General features: G+C 41.0%; 22 protein-coding genes. All 22 read right to left on the bottom strand.

The genetic code is table 11. The annotated features are described in order from the left end of the window. Positions 1–15 precede the first annotated feature (15 nt). Positions 16–555 (bottom strand): 50S ribosomal protein L5, encoded by a 540-nt coding sequence (gene rplE / locus J7E77_RS20155; protein WP_088084992.1) that lies wholly within the window; start codon positions 553–555, stop codon positions 16–18. A 28-nt stretch (positions 556–583) separates the two neighbouring features. Further along, positions 584–892 carry a 50S ribosomal protein L24 gene (gene rplX / locus J7E77_RS20150; RefSeq protein ID WP_168245868.1) on the bottom strand — a complete coding sequence of 103 codons (309 nt, stop codon included), beginning with the start codon at positions 890–892 and terminating at the stop codon, positions 584–586. Positions 893–927: 35 nt separating this feature from the next. After that, positions 928–1,296 carry a 50S ribosomal protein L14 gene (rplN, locus tag J7E77_RS20145; protein WP_026565532.1) on the bottom strand — a complete coding sequence of 123 codons (369 nt, stop codon included), beginning with the start codon at positions 1,294–1,296 and terminating at the stop codon, positions 928–930. Between the two features lie 40 nt (positions 1,297–1,336). After that, positions 1,337–1,600 carry a 30S ribosomal protein S17 gene (rpsQ, locus tag J7E77_RS20140; RefSeq protein WP_088084990.1) on the bottom strand — a complete coding sequence of 88 codons (264 nt, stop codon included), beginning with the start codon at positions 1,598–1,600 and terminating at the stop codon, positions 1,337–1,339. A gap of 22 nt (positions 1,601–1,622) precedes the next feature. Then, on the bottom strand, positions 1,623–1,823 hold the full coding sequence (gene rpmC / locus J7E77_RS20135) for a 50S ribosomal protein L29 (RefSeq protein ID WP_007085282.1): 201 nt from the start codon (positions 1,821–1,823) through the stop codon (positions 1,623–1,625). After that, complete coding sequence (gene rplP / locus J7E77_RS20130) at positions 1,813–2,247, bottom strand: 50S ribosomal protein L16 (protein ID WP_026565529.1); 435 nt, start codon at positions 2,245–2,247, stop codon at positions 1,813–1,815. Before rplP ends, rpmC begins: the two co-directional genes overlap by 11 nt. Positions 2,248–2,249: 2 nt before the next feature. After that, entirely contained in the window at positions 2,250–2,906 is a 657-nt protein-coding gene (rpsC, locus tag J7E77_RS20125) for a 30S ribosomal protein S3 (protein WP_214716672.1), read from the bottom strand. Between the two features lie 3 nt (positions 2,907–2,909). Continuing rightward, complete coding sequence (gene rplV, locus J7E77_RS20120) at positions 2,910–3,251, bottom strand: 50S ribosomal protein L22 (protein WP_088084987.1); 342 nt, start codon at positions 3,249–3,251, stop codon at positions 2,910–2,912. A 17-nt stretch (positions 3,252–3,268) separates the two neighbouring features. Continuing rightward, on the bottom strand, positions 3,269–3,547 hold the full coding sequence (gene rpsS / locus J7E77_RS20115; protein ID WP_026565526.1) for a 30S ribosomal protein S19: 279 nt from the start codon (positions 3,545–3,547) through the stop codon (positions 3,269–3,271). A gap of 60 nt (positions 3,548–3,607) precedes the next feature. Then, positions 3,608–4,438 carry a 50S ribosomal protein L2 gene (gene rplB, locus J7E77_RS20110; RefSeq protein WP_088084986.1) on the bottom strand — a complete coding sequence of 277 codons (831 nt, stop codon included), beginning with the start codon at positions 4,436–4,438 and terminating at the stop codon, positions 3,608–3,610. Between the two features lie 29 nt (positions 4,439–4,467). After that, a complete protein-coding gene (gene rplW, locus J7E77_RS20105; protein ID WP_174523456.1) occupies positions 4,468–4,755 on the bottom strand; it encodes a 50S ribosomal protein L23 in 288 nt (95 codons plus the stop codon). After that, positions 4,752–5,375, bottom strand: a complete 624-nt coding sequence (rplD, locus tag J7E77_RS20100) for a 50S ribosomal protein L4 (protein ID WP_168241503.1) — start codon at positions 5,373–5,375, stop codon at positions 4,752–4,754. Before rplD ends, rplW begins: the two co-directional genes overlap by 4 nt. Before the next feature lie 29 nt (positions 5,376–5,404). Then, positions 5,405–6,031, bottom strand: coding sequence for a 50S ribosomal protein L3 (gene rplC / locus J7E77_RS20095; RefSeq protein WP_098933839.1), 627 nt, complete (start codon positions 6,029–6,031; stop codon positions 5,405–5,407). Between the two features lie 39 nt (positions 6,032–6,070). Next, entirely contained in the window at positions 6,071–6,379 is a 309-nt protein-coding gene (gene rpsJ / locus J7E77_RS20090) for a 30S ribosomal protein S10 (protein WP_066094693.1), read from the bottom strand. 568 nt (positions 6,380–6,947) lie between these two features. Next, complete coding sequence (gene tuf, locus J7E77_RS20085) at positions 6,948–8,135, bottom strand: elongation factor Tu (protein ID WP_088084983.1); 1,188 nt, start codon at positions 8,133–8,135, stop codon at positions 6,948–6,950. 130 nt (positions 8,136–8,265) lie between these two features. Continuing rightward, complete coding sequence (gene fusA, locus J7E77_RS20080; RefSeq protein WP_214716671.1) at positions 8,266–10,344, bottom strand: elongation factor G; 2,079 nt, start codon at positions 10,342–10,344, stop codon at positions 8,266–8,268. Between the two features lie 48 nt (positions 10,345–10,392). Beyond that, the gene (rpsG, locus tag J7E77_RS20075; protein WP_098933842.1) at positions 10,393–10,863 is read right to left on the bottom strand and encodes a 30S ribosomal protein S7; all 471 of its coding nucleotides are present in this window, start codon (positions 10,861–10,863) and stop codon (positions 10,393–10,395) included. 40 nt (positions 10,864–10,903) lie between these two features. Next, positions 10,904–11,326, bottom strand: coding sequence for a 30S ribosomal protein S12 (gene rpsL / locus J7E77_RS20070; RefSeq protein ID WP_026565517.1), 423 nt, complete (start codon positions 11,324–11,326; stop codon positions 10,904–10,906). A 101-nt stretch (positions 11,327–11,427) separates the two neighbouring features. Further along, positions 11,428–11,676, bottom strand: coding sequence for a 50S ribosomal protein L7ae-like protein (locus J7E77_RS20065; RefSeq protein WP_214716670.1), 249 nt, complete (start codon positions 11,674–11,676; stop codon positions 11,428–11,430). A gap of 246 nt (positions 11,677–11,922) precedes the next feature. Further along, on the bottom strand, positions 11,923–15,522 hold the full coding sequence (gene rpoC, locus J7E77_RS20060) for a DNA-directed RNA polymerase subunit beta' (protein WP_214716669.1): 3,600 nt from the start codon (positions 15,520–15,522) through the stop codon (positions 11,923–11,925). Between the two features lie 90 nt (positions 15,523–15,612). Then, positions 15,613–19,170 carry a DNA-directed RNA polymerase subunit beta gene (rpoB, locus tag J7E77_RS20055; RefSeq protein ID WP_214716668.1) on the bottom strand — a complete coding sequence of 1,186 codons (3,558 nt, stop codon included), beginning with the start codon at positions 19,168–19,170 and terminating at the stop codon, positions 15,613–15,615. A gap of 252 nt (positions 19,171–19,422) precedes the next feature. Then, a complete protein-coding gene (locus J7E77_RS20050; protein WP_214716667.1) occupies positions 19,423–20,025 on the bottom strand; it encodes a class I SAM-dependent methyltransferase in 603 nt (200 codons plus the stop codon). Positions 20,026–20,114 lie beyond the last annotated feature (89 nt).

The following is a 20,114-nucleotide window of genomic DNA, read 5'->3' as shown; positions in this document are numbered from 1 at the left end:
TCCATTATTTAACGATTACTTTTGGAATGGCATTCCAAATTGAGTTAAAAGTTCACGAGATTCTTCATCAGTTTTAGCAGTCGTTACGATAACGATATCCATACCACGAACCTTGCTTACTTTATCGTAATCAATTTCAGGGAAAATTAATTGTTCTTTAATTCCCAATGTATAGTTACCGCGACCGTCGAATGCTTTTTTAGAAATACCACGGAAGTCACGTACACGAGGTAAAGAAACAGAAACTAATTTATCCAAGAATTCGTACATGCGCTCACCGCGAAGTGTAACTTTTGCACCGATTGGCATACCTTCACGAAGGCGGAAGCCAGCGATAGATTTTTTCGCACGTGTCACGACTGGTTTTTGACCTGTGATCGTTGAAAGTTCTTCAACTGCATTATCAAGTGCCTTTGCATTTGCAACTGCGTCACCAACGCCCATATTCACGACGATTTTATCAAGTTTAGGAACTTCCATAACTGATTTATAGTTGAACTTGCTCATAAGAGCAGGAGTAACTTCTTTAACAAATTTTTCTTTTAGGCGGTTCACTTATTGTACCTCCCTTCTTAATTTTGAACTATTTATCTAAAATTTCACCGGATTTTGCTACGCGTACTTTTTTGCCATCTACCGTAGTGGAACCTACACGAGTCGGGTTACCAGACTTAGGATCGATAGGCATTACGTTCGATACATGAATTGGAGCCTCAAAGCTGATGATACCGCCTTGTGGATTCACTTGAGAAGGTTTTGAGTGTTTCTTTGCAATGTTCACACCTTCTACTAGTACACGGCTATCTTTAGGATAAGCAGCAAGGACTACTCCTGTTTTGCCTTTATCCTTTCCAGAGATGACTCTTACGTTGTCACCTTTTTTCACATGCATCATTAAGCACCTCCTTAAAGGCATTTGAATTTAAATTATAGTACTTCTGGAGCTAGAGAAACGATTTTCATAAAGTTGTTGTCGCGAAGTTCACGGGCAACTGGTCCGAAGATACGAGTACCGCGTGGGCTCTTATCATCTTTGATAATTACACATGCGTTTTCATCAAAACGAATGTATGAACCGTCAGGTCGACGAGCACCGCTCTTTGTACGAACAATAACTGCTTTAACAACGTCACCTTTTTTAACAACGCCACCTGGTGTTGCTTGTTTTACTGTACAGACGATAACATCACCAATACCAGCAAACTTGCGACCTGAACCACCAAGAACTTTAATCGTTAGTACCTCACGAGCACCAGAGTTGTCAGCAACTTTTAAACGTGATTCTTGTTGAATCATGTGTGTAACCTCCCTTCGGAATGAAGCTTAATCCGAACAATTAAATAATAACTGCTTTTTCTACAACTTCAACTAAACGGAAACGCTTAGTAGCTGAAAGCGGACGAGTTTCCATGATACGTACTACATCGCCGATTTTTGCTTCGTTTTGCTCATCATGAGCTTTATACTTTTTAGAGTACTTAACGCGTTTACCATATAAAGGATGCTTTTTTTGTGTTTCAACAAGAACCGTTACTGTTTTATCCATCTTGTCAGAAACAACGCGTCCTGTGTAAACTTTACGTTGGTTACGTTCACTCATTGTGTGAACCTCCCTTCAATAATCACTTGTTAACGCTGATTTCTCTTTCACGAACAACTGTTTTCATACGAGCAATCGCTTTGCGTACTTCACGAATGCGAGCAGTGTTTTCAAGTTGTCCTGTCGCCAATTGAAAGCGAAGGTTGAAAAGTTCTTCTTTTAAAGATTTTACTTTTTGTTCAATTTCAGCAGTGGTTAGGTCACGAAGTTCATTAGCTTTCATTTGATTCACCACCAATTTCTTCTCGTTTAACAAACTTACACTTAACAGGAAGTTTGTGCATTGCAAGTCGAAGTGCTTCACGAGCGATCTCTTCAGAAACGCCAGCAATTTCGAACATGATTTTTCCAGGCTTAACAACAGCTACCCAGCCTTCAGGTGCACCTTTACCGGAACCCATCCGTACTTCTAGAGGTTTAGCAGTGTAAGGCTTGTGTGGGAAGATTTTAATCCAAACTTTACCGCCACGTTTCATGTAACGTGTCATCGCAATACGTGCTGCTTCGATTTGGCGATTCGTGATCCATGAAGCTTCTAATGCTTGTAGGCCGAATTCACCGAATGTTACTTCAGTACCGCCTTTTGCGTTACCACGCATGTTACCACGGTGTTGACGGCGATATTTTACGCGTTTTGGCAATAACATGATTATTTGCCTCCTTCCGCATTTTTCTTCTTAGTAGGAAGGACTTCTCCCTTATAGATCCATACTTTTACGCCTAGCTTACCATAAGTAGTATCGGCTTCTGCAGTAGCATAGTCGATATCTGCACGAAGTGTATGAAGTGGAACAGTTCCTTCGCTGTAATGTTCAGCACGAGCGATATCTGCACCGCCAAGACGACCAGATACTTGTGTTTTAATACCTTTCGAACCAGCACGCATAGCACGTTGAATAGCTTGCTTTTGTGCACGACGGAAAGATACACGGTTTTCTAATTGACGAGCAATATTTTCAGCAACAAGTTTCGCATCAAGGTCAGCTCTCTTGATTTCAAGGATATTGATGTGAACACGTTTGCCAGTTAATTGATTTAGTGCTTTACGAAGTGCTTCAACTTCCGTACCGCCTTTACCAATAACCATACCAGGCTTAGCTGTATGCACTGTTACGTTTACACGGTTTGCAGCACGTTCGATTTCTACTTTGGAAACAGAAGCATCTTTTAAACGCTTCGTGATGTATTCACGAATTTTAAGGTCTTCGTGTAAAAGAGTAGCGAAGTCTTTGCCTGCGTACCATTTAGATTCCCAATCACGGATGATTCCAATACGCAAACCGACAGGATTTACTTTTTGACCCACAGCTTATCCCTCCTTCTTTTCTGATAATACGATTGTGATGTGGCTAGTGCGCTTTAAGATCTGGCTTGCACGGCCCATTGCGCGAGGACGGAAACGTTTCAACGTTGGTCCTTCGTCAACAAATGCTTGTGCAACAACTAGGTTGTTAACGTCCATCTCATAGTTGTGCTCAGCGTTTGCCATAGCTGATTTTAATACTTTTTCAACAATTGGAGAAGCAGCCTTAGGTGTGAGATTTAAAATCGCCACAGCTTCACCAATTTGCTTTCCTCGAATTAAATCTACGACTAAACGTGCTTTACGAGGAGCAATACGAACTGTTCTTGCAACAGCTTTAGCTTGCATTTGGATGCCCTCCTCTCTTAACGTCTTGTTTTCTTGTCATCATTACCATGGCCCTTGTAAGCACGAGTTGGAGCAAATTCTCCAAGCTTGTGTCCTACCATGTCTTCAGTAACATATACAGGCACGTGTTTGCGACCATCATATACAGCGATAGTGTGGCCAATAAATTGTGGGAAGATTGTAGAACGGCGTGACCAAGTTTTAATAACTTGTTTGCTTTCAGTCTCGTTCAACTTTTCTACCTTAACCATTAAATGATCATCAACAAATGGTCCTTTTTTTAAGCTGCGACCCATGAAGGAACCTCCCTTCGTGACTGTTCTACGGTTCTTTCTTTGAACCGTAGGATAATCACGTTATTTTTTACGACGACGTACGATAAACTTATCTGATTTGTTTTTCTTTTTACGAGTTTTGTAACCAAGAGTTGGTTTACCCCATGGAGACATTGGTGACTTACGTCCGATTGGTGAACGTCCTTCACCACCACCGTGTGGGTGATCGTTAGGGTTCATAACAGATCCACGTACAGTTGGGCGCTTGCCTAACCAACGATTACGTCCTGCTTTACCAATGTTAATTAATTCGTGTTGTTCGTTACCTACTTGACCGATTGTTGCACGGCATTCAGCAAGAATCATACGAACTTCACCAGAATTTAAACGTACTAGTACGTATTTTCCTTCTTTACCAAGTACTTGTGCGCTTGTTCCAGCAGAACGAACTAACTGGCCGCCTTTTCCTGGTTTTAACTCGATGTTGTGTACTACTGTACCAACAGGAATGTTTGTTAGTGGAAGTGCGTTACCCACTTTAATATCAGCCTCAGGGCCAGACATTACTTCCAATCCAACTACTAGGTTTTTAGGAGCTAAGATATAACGCTTTTCTCCATCCACATAGTTGATTAACGCGATATTTGCAGAACGGTTTGGATCGTATTCGATCGTAGCAACGCGTCCAGGTATGCCATCTTTGTTACGTTTAAAGTCAATTAAACGGTATTGACGTTTATGACCGCCACCTTGATGACGAACAGTTAACTTACCTTGGTTATTACGGCCGCCTTTTCTCTTTACAGGTGCTAATAGAGATTTTTCTGGAGTGCTAGTTGTGATTTCTGCGAAATCAGAAGTAGTCATTCCGCGACGACCATTGGAGGTAGGTTTGTACTTTTTAATCGCCATTTTTTTTCCCTCCTCTTCTTGATAGGTTCTTATGCTTCAAAGAATTCGATTTCTTTGCTATCAGTAGTTAATTTTACAATTGCTTTACGACGTTTATTTGTGTAACCACCGAATTTTCCCATACGCTTAAATTTACCTTTGTAGTTCATGATGTTTACTTTCTCAACATCAACGCTAAAGATTTCTTCGATTGCATCTTTAACTTGTGTTTTGTTAGCTCTCACATCAACTTCAAATGTATATTTCTTTTCAGCCATTAGGTCAGTAGTACGTTCAGTGATAACGGGGCGCTTAATGATATCGCGTGCATCCATTATGCAAGCACCTCCTCTACTTTTTCAACCGCTGCTTTAGTCATGATTAACTTCTCATGATTAACAACATCTAATACGTTAATTCCATCTGCTGTTACTACTGTGATACCAGGAATGTTACGAGCAGAAAGTGCTACATTTTCATCAAGGTCAGCTGTAACGATTAATGCTTTTTTCTCAACAGAAAGACCGTTTAATACTGTTTTGAAATCTTTCGTTTTCGGAGTATCGATAGCTAAGATATCTAACACTAAAATGTTTTCTTCTAACACTTTAGAAGAAAGCGCAGATTTGATTGCTAAACGACGAACCTTTTTCGGTAATTTATAGCTGTAGCTGCGTGGTGTTGGACCGAATACAGTACCACCTCCGCGCCATTGTGGAGAACGGATTGACCCTTGACGAGCGCGTCCAGTTCCTTTTTGACGCCATGGCTTACGACCACCGCCGCGTACTTCAGAACGAATTTTAGTTTTATGAGTTCCTTGACGTAATGAAGCTCTTTGCATAACAATTGCTTCAAATAATACGTGCTGGTTAGGCTCAATACCAAATACAGAATCATTAAGTTCGATATCACCAACTTGTGATCCAGTTTGGTTTAATAATGCTACTTTAGGCATTCCTTTGTTCCTCCTTTCTTAAAAAGTGACTATGCTTTAATCGCACCTTTAATTTTTAATAAAGCTTTTTTAGCGCCAGGTACATTACCTTTGATTAAAAGTAAGTTACGCTCTGTATCAACCTTTACGATTTCAAGATTTTGTACAGTGATTTGTTCTCCACCCATACGGCCAGGTAATAATTTACCTTTGAATACGCGGTTTGGAGCAACTGGTCCCATTGAACCAGGACGACGGTGGTAACGTGAACCGTGAGCCATTGGGCCGCGTGATTGTCCGTGGCGCTTAATTACACCTTGGAAACCTTTACCCTTTGAGATTCCTGTTACATCTACGATATCGCCAGCAGCGAAAATATCAACCTTGACTTCTTGACCAACTTCATAGCTTGCTAAGTCATCTCCGCGGAATTCGCGAACGAAGCGCTTAGGAGCAGTGTTTGCTTTAGCAACATGGCCTTTTTCTGGTTTGTTAGCTAACTTTTCACGTTTATCTTCAAAACCAACTTGAACTGCAACATATCCATCGCTGTCAACTGATTTCTTTTGAAGAACTACGTTTGGAGCTACCTCAACTACAGTTACAGGAATTAAGTTACCGTTACTAGCAAATACTTGAGTCATACCAATCTTTCTTCCTAAGATTCCTTTGGTCATTTAAGTCACACCTCCTAGATTATTTATCATTTATTTTGATTAAAGTTTAATTTCGATATCAACACCAGATGGTAAATCTAAACGCATTAACGCATCAACTGTTTGTGGAGTTGGGTTAACGATGTCGATTAGACGCTTATGTGTCCGTTGTTCGAATTGCTCACGTGAATCTTTGTACTTATGAACCGCACGCAGAATCGTGTAAATAGTTTTTTCAGTCGGTAGCGGAATTGGACCAGATACAGCCGCACCAGAACGTTTTGCTGTTTCAACGATTTTTTCTGCAGATTGATCAAGGATTCTGTGATCATACGCTTTTAAACGGATACGAATTTTTTGTTTTGCCATTATTTTCCCTCCTTTATTCGCCTATTTTCTAAATAGACATTCTCAGTGAAAATTTCCCTCACACACTCGCCATGGCAAAGCGGCCGGGTGTGTCAGCAACCTTCCACATCATCGCAGTCAAAGACCAACATTGTCTATTATACATAAAACATAAAACAAACGCAACACTTATTACGATTTTTTTTTATGCTTCTGTTTCGAACACTTTTCCTATTATAGCGGCTGATATACACTTTATCAACTATTATTATCAATCTCCAGAAATATCCTAATTAGAAAAGCGGAAGCGACCGTTTAGCGGCGTATGGACTGGAGCGCTTCGACTGAGATAAAGGAAACACGAAGTGCGTTAGCGATTCGATGTTGACTTATCGTAGGGAGAAGAGCGAAGTCCACTAGCCGCTGGGAGCTGAAGCTAGACAATTAAGAAAGTTCATATATTTATATAGAAGAAACTCGATCTAAAACCCTTTTTAAAACAACAAAAAAAGCAGATGGATCGTCATCCATCTGCTCTTTATATGTTTAATAATTATCCACTCAGCACCAAAGGAGCTGCAGTTTCTAATTACTCAGTGATTGTAGTGATTGAACCTGAACCTACTGTACGTCCACCTTCACGAATAGAGAACTTAGTTCCTTCTTCGATAGCGATTGGAGCGATAAGTTCAACAGTCATTTCGATGTGGTCGCCAGGCATAACCATTTCAGTACCTTCTGGAAGCATACAGATACCTGTAATATCAGAAGTACGGAAATAGAATTGTGGACGGTAGTTTGAGAAGAATGGAGTGTGACGTCCACCTTCTTCTTTTGATAATACATAAACTTGTGCTTTGAACTTTGTGTGTGGAGTGATTGACTTTGGTTTAGCCAATACTTGACCACGTTCGATATCTTCACGTGCTACACCACGAAGAAGGGCACCGATGTTGTCACCAGCTTCAGCGAAATCAAGAAGCTTACGGAACATTTCTACACCTGTTACAGTAGTAGATTTTGGCTCTTCAGTGAAACCTACGATTTCAACTACATCCCCAACTTTAACTACTCCACGCTCAACACGTCCAGTAGCAACTGTTCCACGACCAGTGATTGAGAATACATCCTCAACTGGCATCATGAAAGGTTTGTCAGTGTCACGAGTTGGTGTTGGAATCCACTCATCAACCGCAGTCATAAGTTCATTGATTTTTTCTTCCCACGCAGCTTCGCCTTCTAATGCTTTAAGTGCAGAACCTTTGATAACTGGAGTGTCATCGCCAGGGAAGTCGTATTCTGATAATAGATCACGAATTTCCATTTCTACTAATTCAAGAAGCTCTTCATCGTCAACCATGTCACACTTGTTCATGAATACAACAAGGTATGGTACACCTACTTGACGTGAAAGAAGGATGTGTTCACGAGTTTGTGGCATTGGGCCGTCAGTTGCAGATACAACTAGGATACCGCCGTCCATTTGCGCAGCACCAGTGATCATGTTTTTAACATAGTCAGCGTGTCCTGGGCAGTCTACGTGTGCATAGTGACGAGCATCTGTTTCATATTCTACGTGTGCAGTAGAGATTGTGATACCACGTTCTTTTTCTTCTGGTGCACCATCGATTTGATCGTATGCACGTGCTTCTGCTTTACCTGATTTAGCAAGAACAGAAGTGATTGCAGCTGTTAAAGTTGTTTTACCATGGTCAACGTGTCCGATTGTACCAATGTTAACGTGTGGCTTTGAACGGTCGAATTTAGCTTTACCCATTAGGAAATCCTCCTCTAAATTATAAAAATTTAAGTTTAGTTTTTTATGTAAGCCGTGAATAGGGTTGCCCAAATTCACGGCTTCCACTGCTTACAATTGTAGTTATACTTTATCAAAAGGTGAAAATCAATTATTCACCTTTACTTTTTTTAATAATTTCTTCCGAAATTGATTTTGGTACTTCTTCATAGTGATCAAAGTGCATAGAGAATACTCCACGACCTTGTGTACTTGAACGAAGAGATGTAGCATAACCAAACATTTCAGATAGCGGAACCATTGAACGAACTACTTGAGCGTTACCTCGTGCGTCCATTCCTTCAACACGACCACGACGGGCTGTGATTTGCCCCATGATATCACCTAAATATTCTTCAGGGATAATAACTTCAACCTTCATGATAGGTTCAAGTATTACTGGACTACATTTAGAAGCAGCATTTTTTAATGCCATTGAAGCAGCAATTTTAAAAGCCATTTCAGATGAGTCAACATCATGGTATGATCCATCAAATAGTCTTGCTTTAATATCCACTAAAGGATATCCAGCAAGAACACCGCGATCAAGTGAATCTTCAAGACCAGCTTGTACTGCAGGGATGTATTCACGAGGAACAACACCACCAACAATACCGTTTACAAACTCGAATCCTTTACCTTCATCATTAGGTGAGAATTCAATCCAAACGTGTCCATACTGTCCACGTCCACCAGATTGACGTGCGAACTTGCCTTCAACTGATGCAGAAGAACGGAAAGTTTCACGATATGCAACCTGCGGAGCACCTACATTAGCTTCAACCTTAAATTCACGACGCATACGGTCAACGATAATATCTAGGTGAAGTTCACCCATACCAGCAATAATGGTTTGTCCAGTTTCCTGGTCAGTATGTGCACGGAAAGATGGGTCTTCTTCTTGTAGTTTTTGCAGTGCATTAGACATTTTATCTTGGTCTGCTTTTGATTTTGGTTCAACTGAAAGTTGGATTACAGGCTCTGGGAATACCATTGACTCAAGGATAACAAGGTTTTTGTCATCACAAAGTGTATCACCAGTAGTCGTATCTTTCAAACCAACAGCAGCAGCAATATCTCCAGCATAAACTTTTGAAATTTCCTGACGGCTGTTTGCATGCATTTGTAGGATACGTCCAACACGCTCACGCTTGCCTTTAGTCGAGTTTTGAACATATGATCCAGACTCTAAAGTACCAGAGTAAACACGGAAGAATGTTAATTTACCAACATAAGGATCAGTCATAACTTTAAATGCAAGTGCAGAGAATGGCTCTTCGTCACTTGAGTGACGCTCAATTTCTTCATCCGTATCTGGTAGAGTACCCTTAATAGCTGGTACATCTAATGGAGATGGAAGATAATCAATTACTGCATCAAGCATTAACTGAACACCCTTGTTTTTGAAAGCTGACCCGCAAATGACTGGGTAGAATTCAACATTAACAGTACCTTTACGAATCGCTGCTTTTAGCTCTTCTTTAGTGATTTCTTCGCCACCAAGGTATTTTTCCATTAATTCTTCATCTAACTCTGCCACAGCTTCAACTAACTTTTCACGGTATTCATCAGCTTGAGCACGATATTCTTCAGGAATTTCACGTACTTCAATGTTTTCACCTAAGTCGTCTGCGTAGAATACAGCATTCATTTCCACAAGGTCAATGATTGCTTCAAACTGATCTTCAGCGCCGATAGGTAATTGTACCGGATGTGCATTTGCACCAAGACGTTCATGTAATGTCTTTACAGAATATAAGAAATCTGCTCCGATTTTGTCCATCTTGTTAACAAAAACTACACGTGGTACACCGTAAGTGGTTGCTTGACGCCAAACTGTTTCAGTTTGCGGTTCAACACCTGATTGTGCATCTAGTACAGCTACCGCACCATCGAGTACACGAAGTGAACGTTCAACTTCGATGGTGAAGTCTACGTGTCCTGGTGTATCGATAATGTTTACACGATGGCCATGCCATTGTGCTGTTGTTGCAGCGGAAGTGATTGTAATTCCGCGTTCTTGTTCTTGCTCCATCCAGTCCATCTGAGATGCACCTTCATGTGTTTCACCAATCTTATGGATACGACCAGTGTAATAAAGAACACGCTCAGTGGTAGTCGTTTTACCGGCATCAATGTGAGCCATGATACCGATATTACGAGTGTTTGCTAAGGAGAACTCTCTTGCCATTGGGTCTTTCTCCTTCCTAGTTTGAAAGTTTTTATATTGAAGGTTAGATTACCAACGATAGTGAGCAAACGCTTTGTTTGCTTCTGCCATTTTGTGTGTATCTTCACGCTTTTTAACAGATGCACCTGTGTTGTTTGCTGCATCCATGATTTCATTAGCTAAACGCTCTTCCATCGTTTTTTCTCCACGGTTACGTGAATAATTCACTAACCAACGAAGACCTAGAGTTGAACGGCGGTCAGGACGCACCTCAACTGGAACTTGGTAGTTAGCACCACCTACACGGCGAGCTTTTACTTCAAGTACAGGCATGATGTTTTTAAGAGCTGCTTCAAAAACTTCCATCGGCTCTTTGCCAGTACGTTCGCGAATTGTATCGAACGCTGAGTAAAGAATTTCTTGTGACTTACCTCTTTTACCGTCAACCATCATTTTGTTGATTAAACGAGTAACTAATTTAGAGTTATAAAGTGGATCTGGTAACACGTCTCTTTTTGCTACAGGACCTTTACGTGGCATTATATTTCCTCCTTTCAAAGAAGCTTCTATTTAAGTTGTTTTATTTCTTAGCTGCTTTTGGTCTCTTAGTACCGTATTTAGAACGTCCTTGCATACGGTTGTTTACACCAGCTGTATCAAGTGCTCCACGTACGATGTGATAACGTACCCCTGGTAAATCCTTTACACGTCCTCCACGGATAAGAACAACGCTGTGCTCTTGAAGATTGTGTCCAATACCAGGAATGTATGCTGTCACCTCAATACCATTAGTCAAACGTACACGCGCATATTTACGTAACGCTGAGTTTGGTTTCTTTGGAGTCATTGTACCAACACGAGTACATACACCGCGTTTTTGTGGTGATGATACATTCGTTTGTGATTTTTTGAAGCTGTTATAACCTTTATTTAACGCAGGTGATTTTGACTTTTCCTCTTTAGATTGACGAGGCTTGCGCACTAATTGGTTAATAGTAGGCATTTGTGTTTCCTCCCTTCATTAATTGTAAGCCCACACATCCAGGTGGTTCATTTTTTCGCAAAAACAAAGTTTTTGCAGACTTGCTATCTACAAAAACGCTTTTAGCTGATAATTGCAACAGTTGAAGCACCAACTTCAATCCCACATGCCTTCCCGAGTTTTTTCATCGAGTCAACATAGAGGATAGGAACATTTATATCAAGAGCTTCTTTAACAACTGCTGCTGTTACTTTCGCATCAGCATCACTTGCTATAATCAACTCTCGCACATTACCATCTTTAAGTGCTTTGACTGTTTGTTTTGTTCCTATAACGAACTTTCGTGCCTGCAATACTTTTTCATAAGACATAATTCATATCCTCCAAAGTATCAGGTGAATAGGAGCACCTTTGATATAGTACCATCTTTGCAAATGGATGTCAACACGACTTTAGATAATTTCTTAAAATAAGGAATATCGAAAAGCGCAAGCGCCTTGATCAGGGGCGACAAGCATAAGACGAGCCGACGGGAAGGTTGCTTTATAACCTTCCCGACGGATTGGCTTATGACCTCGAGCCCCTAGGCGCTGGAGCTAGACATTAACCATATTTTATTAATCAATAGTAACTGTTTCTTCAGAAGTGGTATCACGGAGTACAGGCTCAGCTTTACGATAACGCGGCATCCCTGTTCCAGCCGGAATCAGCTTTCCTATAATAACATTTTCTTTTAGACCTAGTAATTCATCACGTTTACCTTTGATAGCTGCATCGGTAAGAACTCTTGTTGTTTCTTGGAACGATGCTGCAGATAGGAATGAATCAGTTTCAAGCGACGCTTTGGTAATACCAAGTAATACTGGACGACCTGTAGCCGGTAATTTGCCAGCTAACAATGCCTTTTCATTCGCATCAGTAAACTGATGGATATCAAGAAGCGTTCCTGGAAGAACATCTGTTTCACCAGCATCCCCCACACGAACCTTGCGCAGCATTTGACGGACCATTACTTCAACGTGCTTATCACCAATTTCTACCCCTTGCATACGGTAAACCTTTTGTACTTCTTTTAATAGGTACTCTTGAACAGAGGTAACATCTTTTACTCTGATTAACTCTTTCGGATCAATCGAACCTTCAGTTAGTTCTTCACCACGAGCGACATGATCATTTACTGCCACTTTCAAGCGTGCTGTATATGGAGCATTGTAGGTGCGTGATTCAACTTCACCTTGAACAACAATTTCATGTTGGCGATCACGGCCTTCATTAATTCCAACAACAACACCTTCAATTTCAGTGATAACTGCTTGACCTTTAGGGTTACGAGCTTCAAAAATCTCTTGGATACGCGGTAAACCTTGAGTAATATCGTCTCCCGCAACACCACCTGTATGGAAAGTACGCATTGTTAACTGTGTACCCGGCTCACCGATGGATTGCGCTGCAATAATACCTACAGATTCACCAACCTCAACCTCTTGACCAGTTGCCAAGTTGCGGCCATAACACTTCTTACATACACCATGACGGGTATTACATGTAAACGCAGACCGGATTTTTACTTGTTCAATACCTGATTCGACAATAATTTCTGCTAAATCCTCAGTAATCAAGCCATTTTCAGGAACAAGTACTTCCTTGGTTTCTGGATGTCTAATCGCAGTTCGTGCATGACGGCCAATTAGACGTTCATCCAATCCTTCGATAATTTCAGTTCCATCTTTTAATGCACTGATTATAAAGCCACGGTCTGTTCCACAATCATCATCACGGACAATAACATCCTGTGCAACGTCAACAAGACGACGTGTTAAGTAACCAGAGTCAGCCGTTTTAAGGGCAGTATCAGCAAGACCTTTACGCGCACCATGAGTGGAGATAAAGTACTCTAATACGGTTAATCCTTCACGGAAACTTGATTTAATCGGTAATTCAATAATTCGCCCAGCCGGGTTGGCCATTAGACCACGCATACCAGCTAACTGGGTAAAGTTAGATGCGTTACCACGGGCACCGGAATCACTCATCATAAAGATTGGATTCGATTTATTCAGGGATTTCATTAGTTTACCTTGAATGGTGTCTTTTGCGGCACTCCAGATCGCAATAACACGATCGTAACGCTCATCTTCAGTAATTAGACCACGTCTGAACTGCTTCAAAACGTTATCTACTTTACCTTGTGCTTCTTTAAGAATTTCCTGCTTTTCAGGAAGTACGACAATGTCAGCTACACCAACCGTAAGTCCTGCTTTCGTTGAATGCTTAAAGCCCAAGTCCTTCATGCGGTCAAGCATTTTTGACGTTTCGGTAATTTTGAAACGCTTGAATACTTCAGCAATGATATTTCCAAGGATTTTCTTTTTGAACGGATCAATTAATGGCATTTCTTGAATTTTCGCCCTAATGTCTTCGCCTTTTTCAACAAAATATTTTACAGGTGTTTCTACTTCCAAATTCTGTCTAGTTGGTTCATTAATATACGGGAATGATTTTGGCAGAATTTCATTGAAAATAAGTTTACCAACCGTTGTGATTAATAACTTATTATTTTGTTCTTCTGTGAATGTTTCATTTCCTAATGAGCCCGCATGGACAGCTACACGTGTATGCATGTGAACATAGCCGTTTTGATAAGCAAGTACTGCTTCGTTCGTGTCTTTAAAAATCATTCCCTCACCGACAGCGCCATCTCTTTCCAAGGTTAAGTAATAGTTACCTAAAACCATGTCTTGAGAAGGAGTAACAACAGGCTTACCATCTTTAGGGTTTAAGATATTTTGTGCTGCAAGCATTAATAATCGTGCTTCTGCTTGTGCCTCTGATGAAAGCGGCACGTGAACAGCCATTTGGTCACCATCAAAATCCGCATTGTATGCTGTACATACAAGAGGATGAAGACGAATCGCACGGCCTTCAACAAGTGTTGGTTCAAATGCTTGAATCCCTAATCTATGCAATGTAGGGGCACGGTTTAATAATACCGGATGCTCTCTGATTACATCTTCAAGTACATCCCACACATCTGGAGATACTCTTTCTATTTTACGTTTTGCAGATTTGATGTTATGCGCTAAGCCCTTTTCAACGAGTTCCTTCATAACAAATGGCTTAAATAGTTCTAACGCCATTTCTTTAGGAAGTCCGCACTGATACATTTTTAAGTTCGGTCCTACAACGATAACGGAACGTCCAGAATAATCTACACGTTTTCCAAGCAAGTTTTGACGGAAACGGCCTTGCTTTCCTTTTAGCATATGGGAAAGTGACTTCAATGGACGGTTACCTGGTCCTGTAACTGGACGCCCGCGGCGGCCGTTATCAATCAAGGCATCAACAGCTTCTTGAAGCATCCGTTTTTCATTCTGAACAATAATGCTTGGAGCACCTAAATCTAACAAACGCTTTAAGCGGTTATTACGGTTTATTACACGACGATAAAGATCGTTTAAGTCAGATGTCGCAAATCTCCCCCCATCCAATTGAACCATTGGACGAAGTTCAGGAGGTATAACTGGAAGAACGTCAAGAATCATCCATGAAGGCTCATTTCCAGAACCACGGAATGCTTCCAGCACTTCAAGGCGTTTAATCGCACGCGTACGACGCTGACCTTGCGCACTTTTTAATTCCTCTTTTAAGGCGTCTACTTCCTTGTTTAAATCGATATCAAAAAGAAGTTTTTTAATTGCTTCTGCACCCATGGCAGCTTGGAATTTGTTTCCGTACTTTTCACGGTATGCCCGATATTCTTTTTCAGATAATAGCTGCTTTTTATCAAGAGCTGTATCACCGGATTCCGTCACTACATAAGAAGCAAAGTAGATGATTTCCTCCAAAGCCCTTGGTGACATGTCTAAAACAAGTCCCATTCGGCTTGGAATTCCTTTAAAGTACCATATATGTGAAACTGGTGCAGCAAGCTCGATGTGCCCCATTCGTTCACGACGAACTTTAGCACGAGTTACTTCCACACCACAGCGGTCACATACAACGCCTTTATAACGGACACGCTTGTACTTCCCGCAATGACATTCCCAGTCCTTCGTTGGACCGAAAATTCGTTCACAGAATAAACCATCCTTTTCAGGCTTTAATGTACGATAGTTAATCGTTTCTGGTTTTTTGACTTCTCCGAAAGACCATGAACGGATTTTGTCCGGTGAAGCAAGACCAATCTTCATATACTCAAAATTATTAACATCCAGCAAGGGGCCTACCTCCCTTTTGATATCTCCAGGTTTTACCCTTATTGCCCAATAAAGTTGGAGTGCAGATTGCACTCCAACTAGCATATATTATTACTCTTTTGAACCGACTTTTTCAGATTCAAATGCTTGCTCAGGAACGATGTTTAACGTATCGACTTGTTGTAAGTCATCATCATCTTCCGTATCGCGCATTTCGATTTCTTCTTCATCACCAGAAAGAATTTTTACATCCATTCCAAGACTCTGAAGTTCTTTAATTAATACTTTGAATGATTCAGGAACACCAGGTTCTGGAACATTTTCGCCTTTAACAATCGCTTCATATGTTTTCACACGACCAACAACGTCATCTGATTTAACAGTAAGAATTTCTTGAAGTGTGTATGCTGCTCCGTATGCTTCTAGTGCCCAAACTTCCATCTCACCAAAGCGCTGTCCGCCAAATTGAGCTTTACCGCCCAATGGCTGCTGCGTAACAAGTGAGTAAGGACCAGTTGAACGGGCATGGAGTTTATCATCGACCATGTGTGCGAGTTTAATCATATACATGACACCCACAGAGACACGGTTATCAAATGGTTCCCCAGAACGGCCATCATAAAGGACCGTTTTCGCATCACGAGCCATTCCTGCTTCTTCAATCGTTCCCCAAACATCTTCTTCACGCGCTCCATCAAATACAGGAGAAGCGACATGAATACCTAGGTAGCGAGCTGCCATCCCAAGGTGAAGTTCAAGCACCTGTCCAATGTTCATACGTGAAGGTACGCCCAGTGGATTCAACATGATATCAACAGGTGTACCATCTGGTAAAAACGGCATATCTTCTTCCGGTAAAATACGAGAGATTACCCCTTTGTTACCATGACGTCCCGCCATTTTATCTCCCTCAGAAATCTTACGCTTCTGAACGATATAAACACGGACCAGTTGATTCACACCTGGTGGCAGTTCATCGCCATCTTCACGATTAAAGACTTTTACATCAAGAACAATTCCGCCGCCGCCATGTGGAACTCGTAGTGACGTATCACGAACTTCACGTGCCTTTTCACCAAAGATCGCGTGTAAAAGACGTTCTTCTGCCGTTAATTCTGTAACTCCTTTTGGCGTAACTTTACCAACTAGGAGATCTCCGTCTTTAACTTCAGCACCGGTACGGATAATTCCACGCTCATCCAAGTTGCGAAGGGCATCTTCACCCACGTTTGGAATATCACGTGTAATTTCTTCAGGTCCAAGCTTTGTATCCCGAGATTCTGACTCGTATTCTTCGATATGGATAGATGTGTATACATCATCTTTAACAAGACGTTGACTCATAATAATCGCATCTTCATAGTTATAGCCATCCCATGTCATAAAGGCAACAAGGACGTTGCGTCCAAGAGCTAATTCACCAAGTTCCATTGATGGACCATCAGCAAGAATCTCGCCTTTTGTTACGCGGTTGCCCACAGCAACGATTGGACGTTGGTTATAACATGTTCCTTGATTGGAACGGATGAATTTTAACATACGGTACTTATCAAGATTACCTTTAACCTCTTGACCATCAACAACATTAATGCGACGCACCCATACTTCACGTGCTTCTACATGCTCAACAATACCTTCGTGCTTACAGATAACCGCAGCACCTGAGTCTTTACCGGATACGTATTCCATACCCGTTCCAACTCTAGGAGCTTCTGGCTGCATAAGCGGTACTGCTTGACGCTGCATGTTCGCACCCATAAGGGCACGGTTGGAGTCATCGTTTTCAAGGAATGGGATACACGCTGTTGCCGCAGACACAACCTGCTTTGGCGATACATCCATATAATCAATTCGTTCACGTTTAACTACCGTGTTTTCACCACGGAAACGAGCAACAACATCTTCATCGACGAATGAACCATCATCACTTAGACGAGAATTCGCTTGGGCTGTAACATAGTTATCTTCTTCATCAGCAGTTAAGTAATCAATCCGACTCGTTACTTTCCCTGTATCAGGGTCGACACGACGGTAAGGTGTTTCAATAAACCCAAAACGGTTTACTTTTGCATAAGATGATAACGAGTTTATTAGACCAATGTTCGGACCCTCTGGTGTCTCAATCGGACACATACGGCCATAGTGAGAGTAGTGAACGTCACGAACTTCGAATCCAGCACGCTCACGCGTTAAACCACCTGGTCCTAATGCAGATAGACGACGCTTGTGTGTTAATTCAGCAAGCGGGTTGGTTTGATCCATGAACTGCGATAATTGCGAGCTTCCGAAGAACTCTTTAATCGAAGCAATAACCGGACGAATATTAATTAATTGCTGTGGTGTGATTGTTGCTGTATCTTGGATTGACATTCTTTCGCGAACTACACGTTCCATACGGGATAATCCGATTCGGAACTGATTTTGTAGGAGTTCTCCTACAGAGCGAAGACGTCTGTTTCCTAGATGGTCAATATCATCTGTATCGCCTACTCCATGCAATAAATTGAAGAAGTAGCTAATCGACGCAATGATATCAGCTGGTGTAATATTTTTAATTGGTTCGGCCACATAGGCGTTACCTAAGACATTAATTACTTTTTCATTCTCATCGCCAGGAGCATAAATCTTAATGTCCTGAAGAGTAATTTCCTCATCGACTACGCCGCCATAAGGATTGAAGCCTTTGAAATTAATATTCTTTTCCAAGGCTGGTAAGACTCTATCCAGGTTTCTCCTGTCTAGAACTGTTCCCTTTTCAGCGATAATTTCGCCCGTTTCAGGATCCGCAAGGGATTCTGCTAAGCGCTGGTTGAATAAGCGGTTTTTAATATGAAGCTTTTTATTAATTTTATAACGACCTACATTCGCAAGATCATATCGCTTTGGATCGAAGAAACGCGAAATTAATAGACTCTTTGCGTTTTCAACAGTAGGGGGTTCACCCGGACGAAGTCGCTCGTAAATTTCTAGAAGCGCTTTGTCAACACCTTCTGTATTGTCCTTCTCTAATGTGTTACGGATGTACTCGTTATCACCGATCAATTCGATGATTTCTTGATCAGAACCGAAGCCAAGTGCACGCAAAAGAACCGTAACGGGCAGTTTCCGAGTACGATCTATTCTCACATATACGACATCTTTGGCGTCTGTTTCATATTCCAGCCAAGCGCCGCGGTTCGGAATGACAGTAGCCGAGTAGCCACGTTTTCCATTTTTATCGAGTTTCCCACTAAAGTAAACGCTCGGAGAACGCACTAATTGTGAAACGATAACACGTTCTGCCCCGTTAATGACAAACGTACCCGTTTCAGTCATAAGTGGAAAATCACCCATAAAAACATCTTGATCTTTTACTTCGCCTGTTTCTTTGTTTACAAGACGTACTTTTACACGTAATGGAGCAGAATATGTAACGTCCCGTTCTTTTGATTCTTCAACAGAATACTTTGGATCGCCAAGGCTGTAATCAATAAATTCTAGTGATAGGTTACCAGTAAAATCTTCTATTGGTGAAATATCCTGGAACATTTCACGCAAACCCTCATCAAGAAACCATTGATAGGAAGTGGTTTGGATTTCAATAAGATTTGGTAATTCTAAAACTTCACTGATTCGTGCGTAACTTCTTCGTTGGCGGTGTCGTCCATACTGAACTAGTTGACCTGTCAACTGATTCACCCCTCAAATCAAGCGTTATTATTAAAATCTATAAGCGTTTATGGATCAGAACTTTACTTCCTTTCCAATAAACAAAAAGAAAAAGGGTTTTTTACTAAAAACCACATTTTCACATTTTGACTATTATTTTGTCATCATTTCCTTAATATCCCTTTTTTATACGCTGAAATTAAGTATTTAAAGGAATAATTCGGAAATTATTATGATGGCATTTTATAATGCTATCATAGTGACATTTTCAAGTCAACTTTTTTGTGCCTTTATGACAAAATAACCTTTGGATTTGTCAATAGTTTCGACGTGGTTAAATAAATTATTTAATTTTTCAATTGCGGATGGTGCTCCTTGTTTCTTTTGAATGACAACCCAGAGCTCACCCTGAGATGTAAGATGCTCGAAGCTTTGTTCAAAAATATCATGAACCGTTTTTTTCCCCGCTCTAATCGGTGGATTTGTTAAAATAGCAGCAAACGTGTTTTCTTTTACATTCAGCAAACGATCACTTTCATATATCTCAACGTTCTGTATCTCATTAAGTTCTGCATTTTCCTTCGCCAAAGCAATTGCCCGTTCATTAACATCAATCATATGTATCATACGATCATGGTAAGATTTCGCAATCGAAAGACCAATTGGTCCATAGCCGCAGCCTACATCCAGGAGTAATCCATCTGCATTCGGCATTTCAAAAGACTCAATTAATAAACGTGAGCCGAAATCTACTTCTCTTTTTGAAAAAACACCGTTATCCGTTTTAAAACGGAACTGGTTATCTTTTAAAGTGTAATCCCAAAATTTTGGGTCACTTTCAACCTTCTGCATTCGAGAATAGTAGTGTTCAGACAACTGACTCACCTCCGAGGAATATTAATAATTGAAGATAAACGAGGACTAAAAATTTAGTTAAGGCAAAAAAAGCCCGCTTATACAGCGAG

The organism is Bacillus sp. ISL-77 (genome assembly GCF_018613105.1).
Note: the sequence above shows the minus strand (reverse complement) of the source record. Positions and strands in the feature narration are given on the sequence as shown.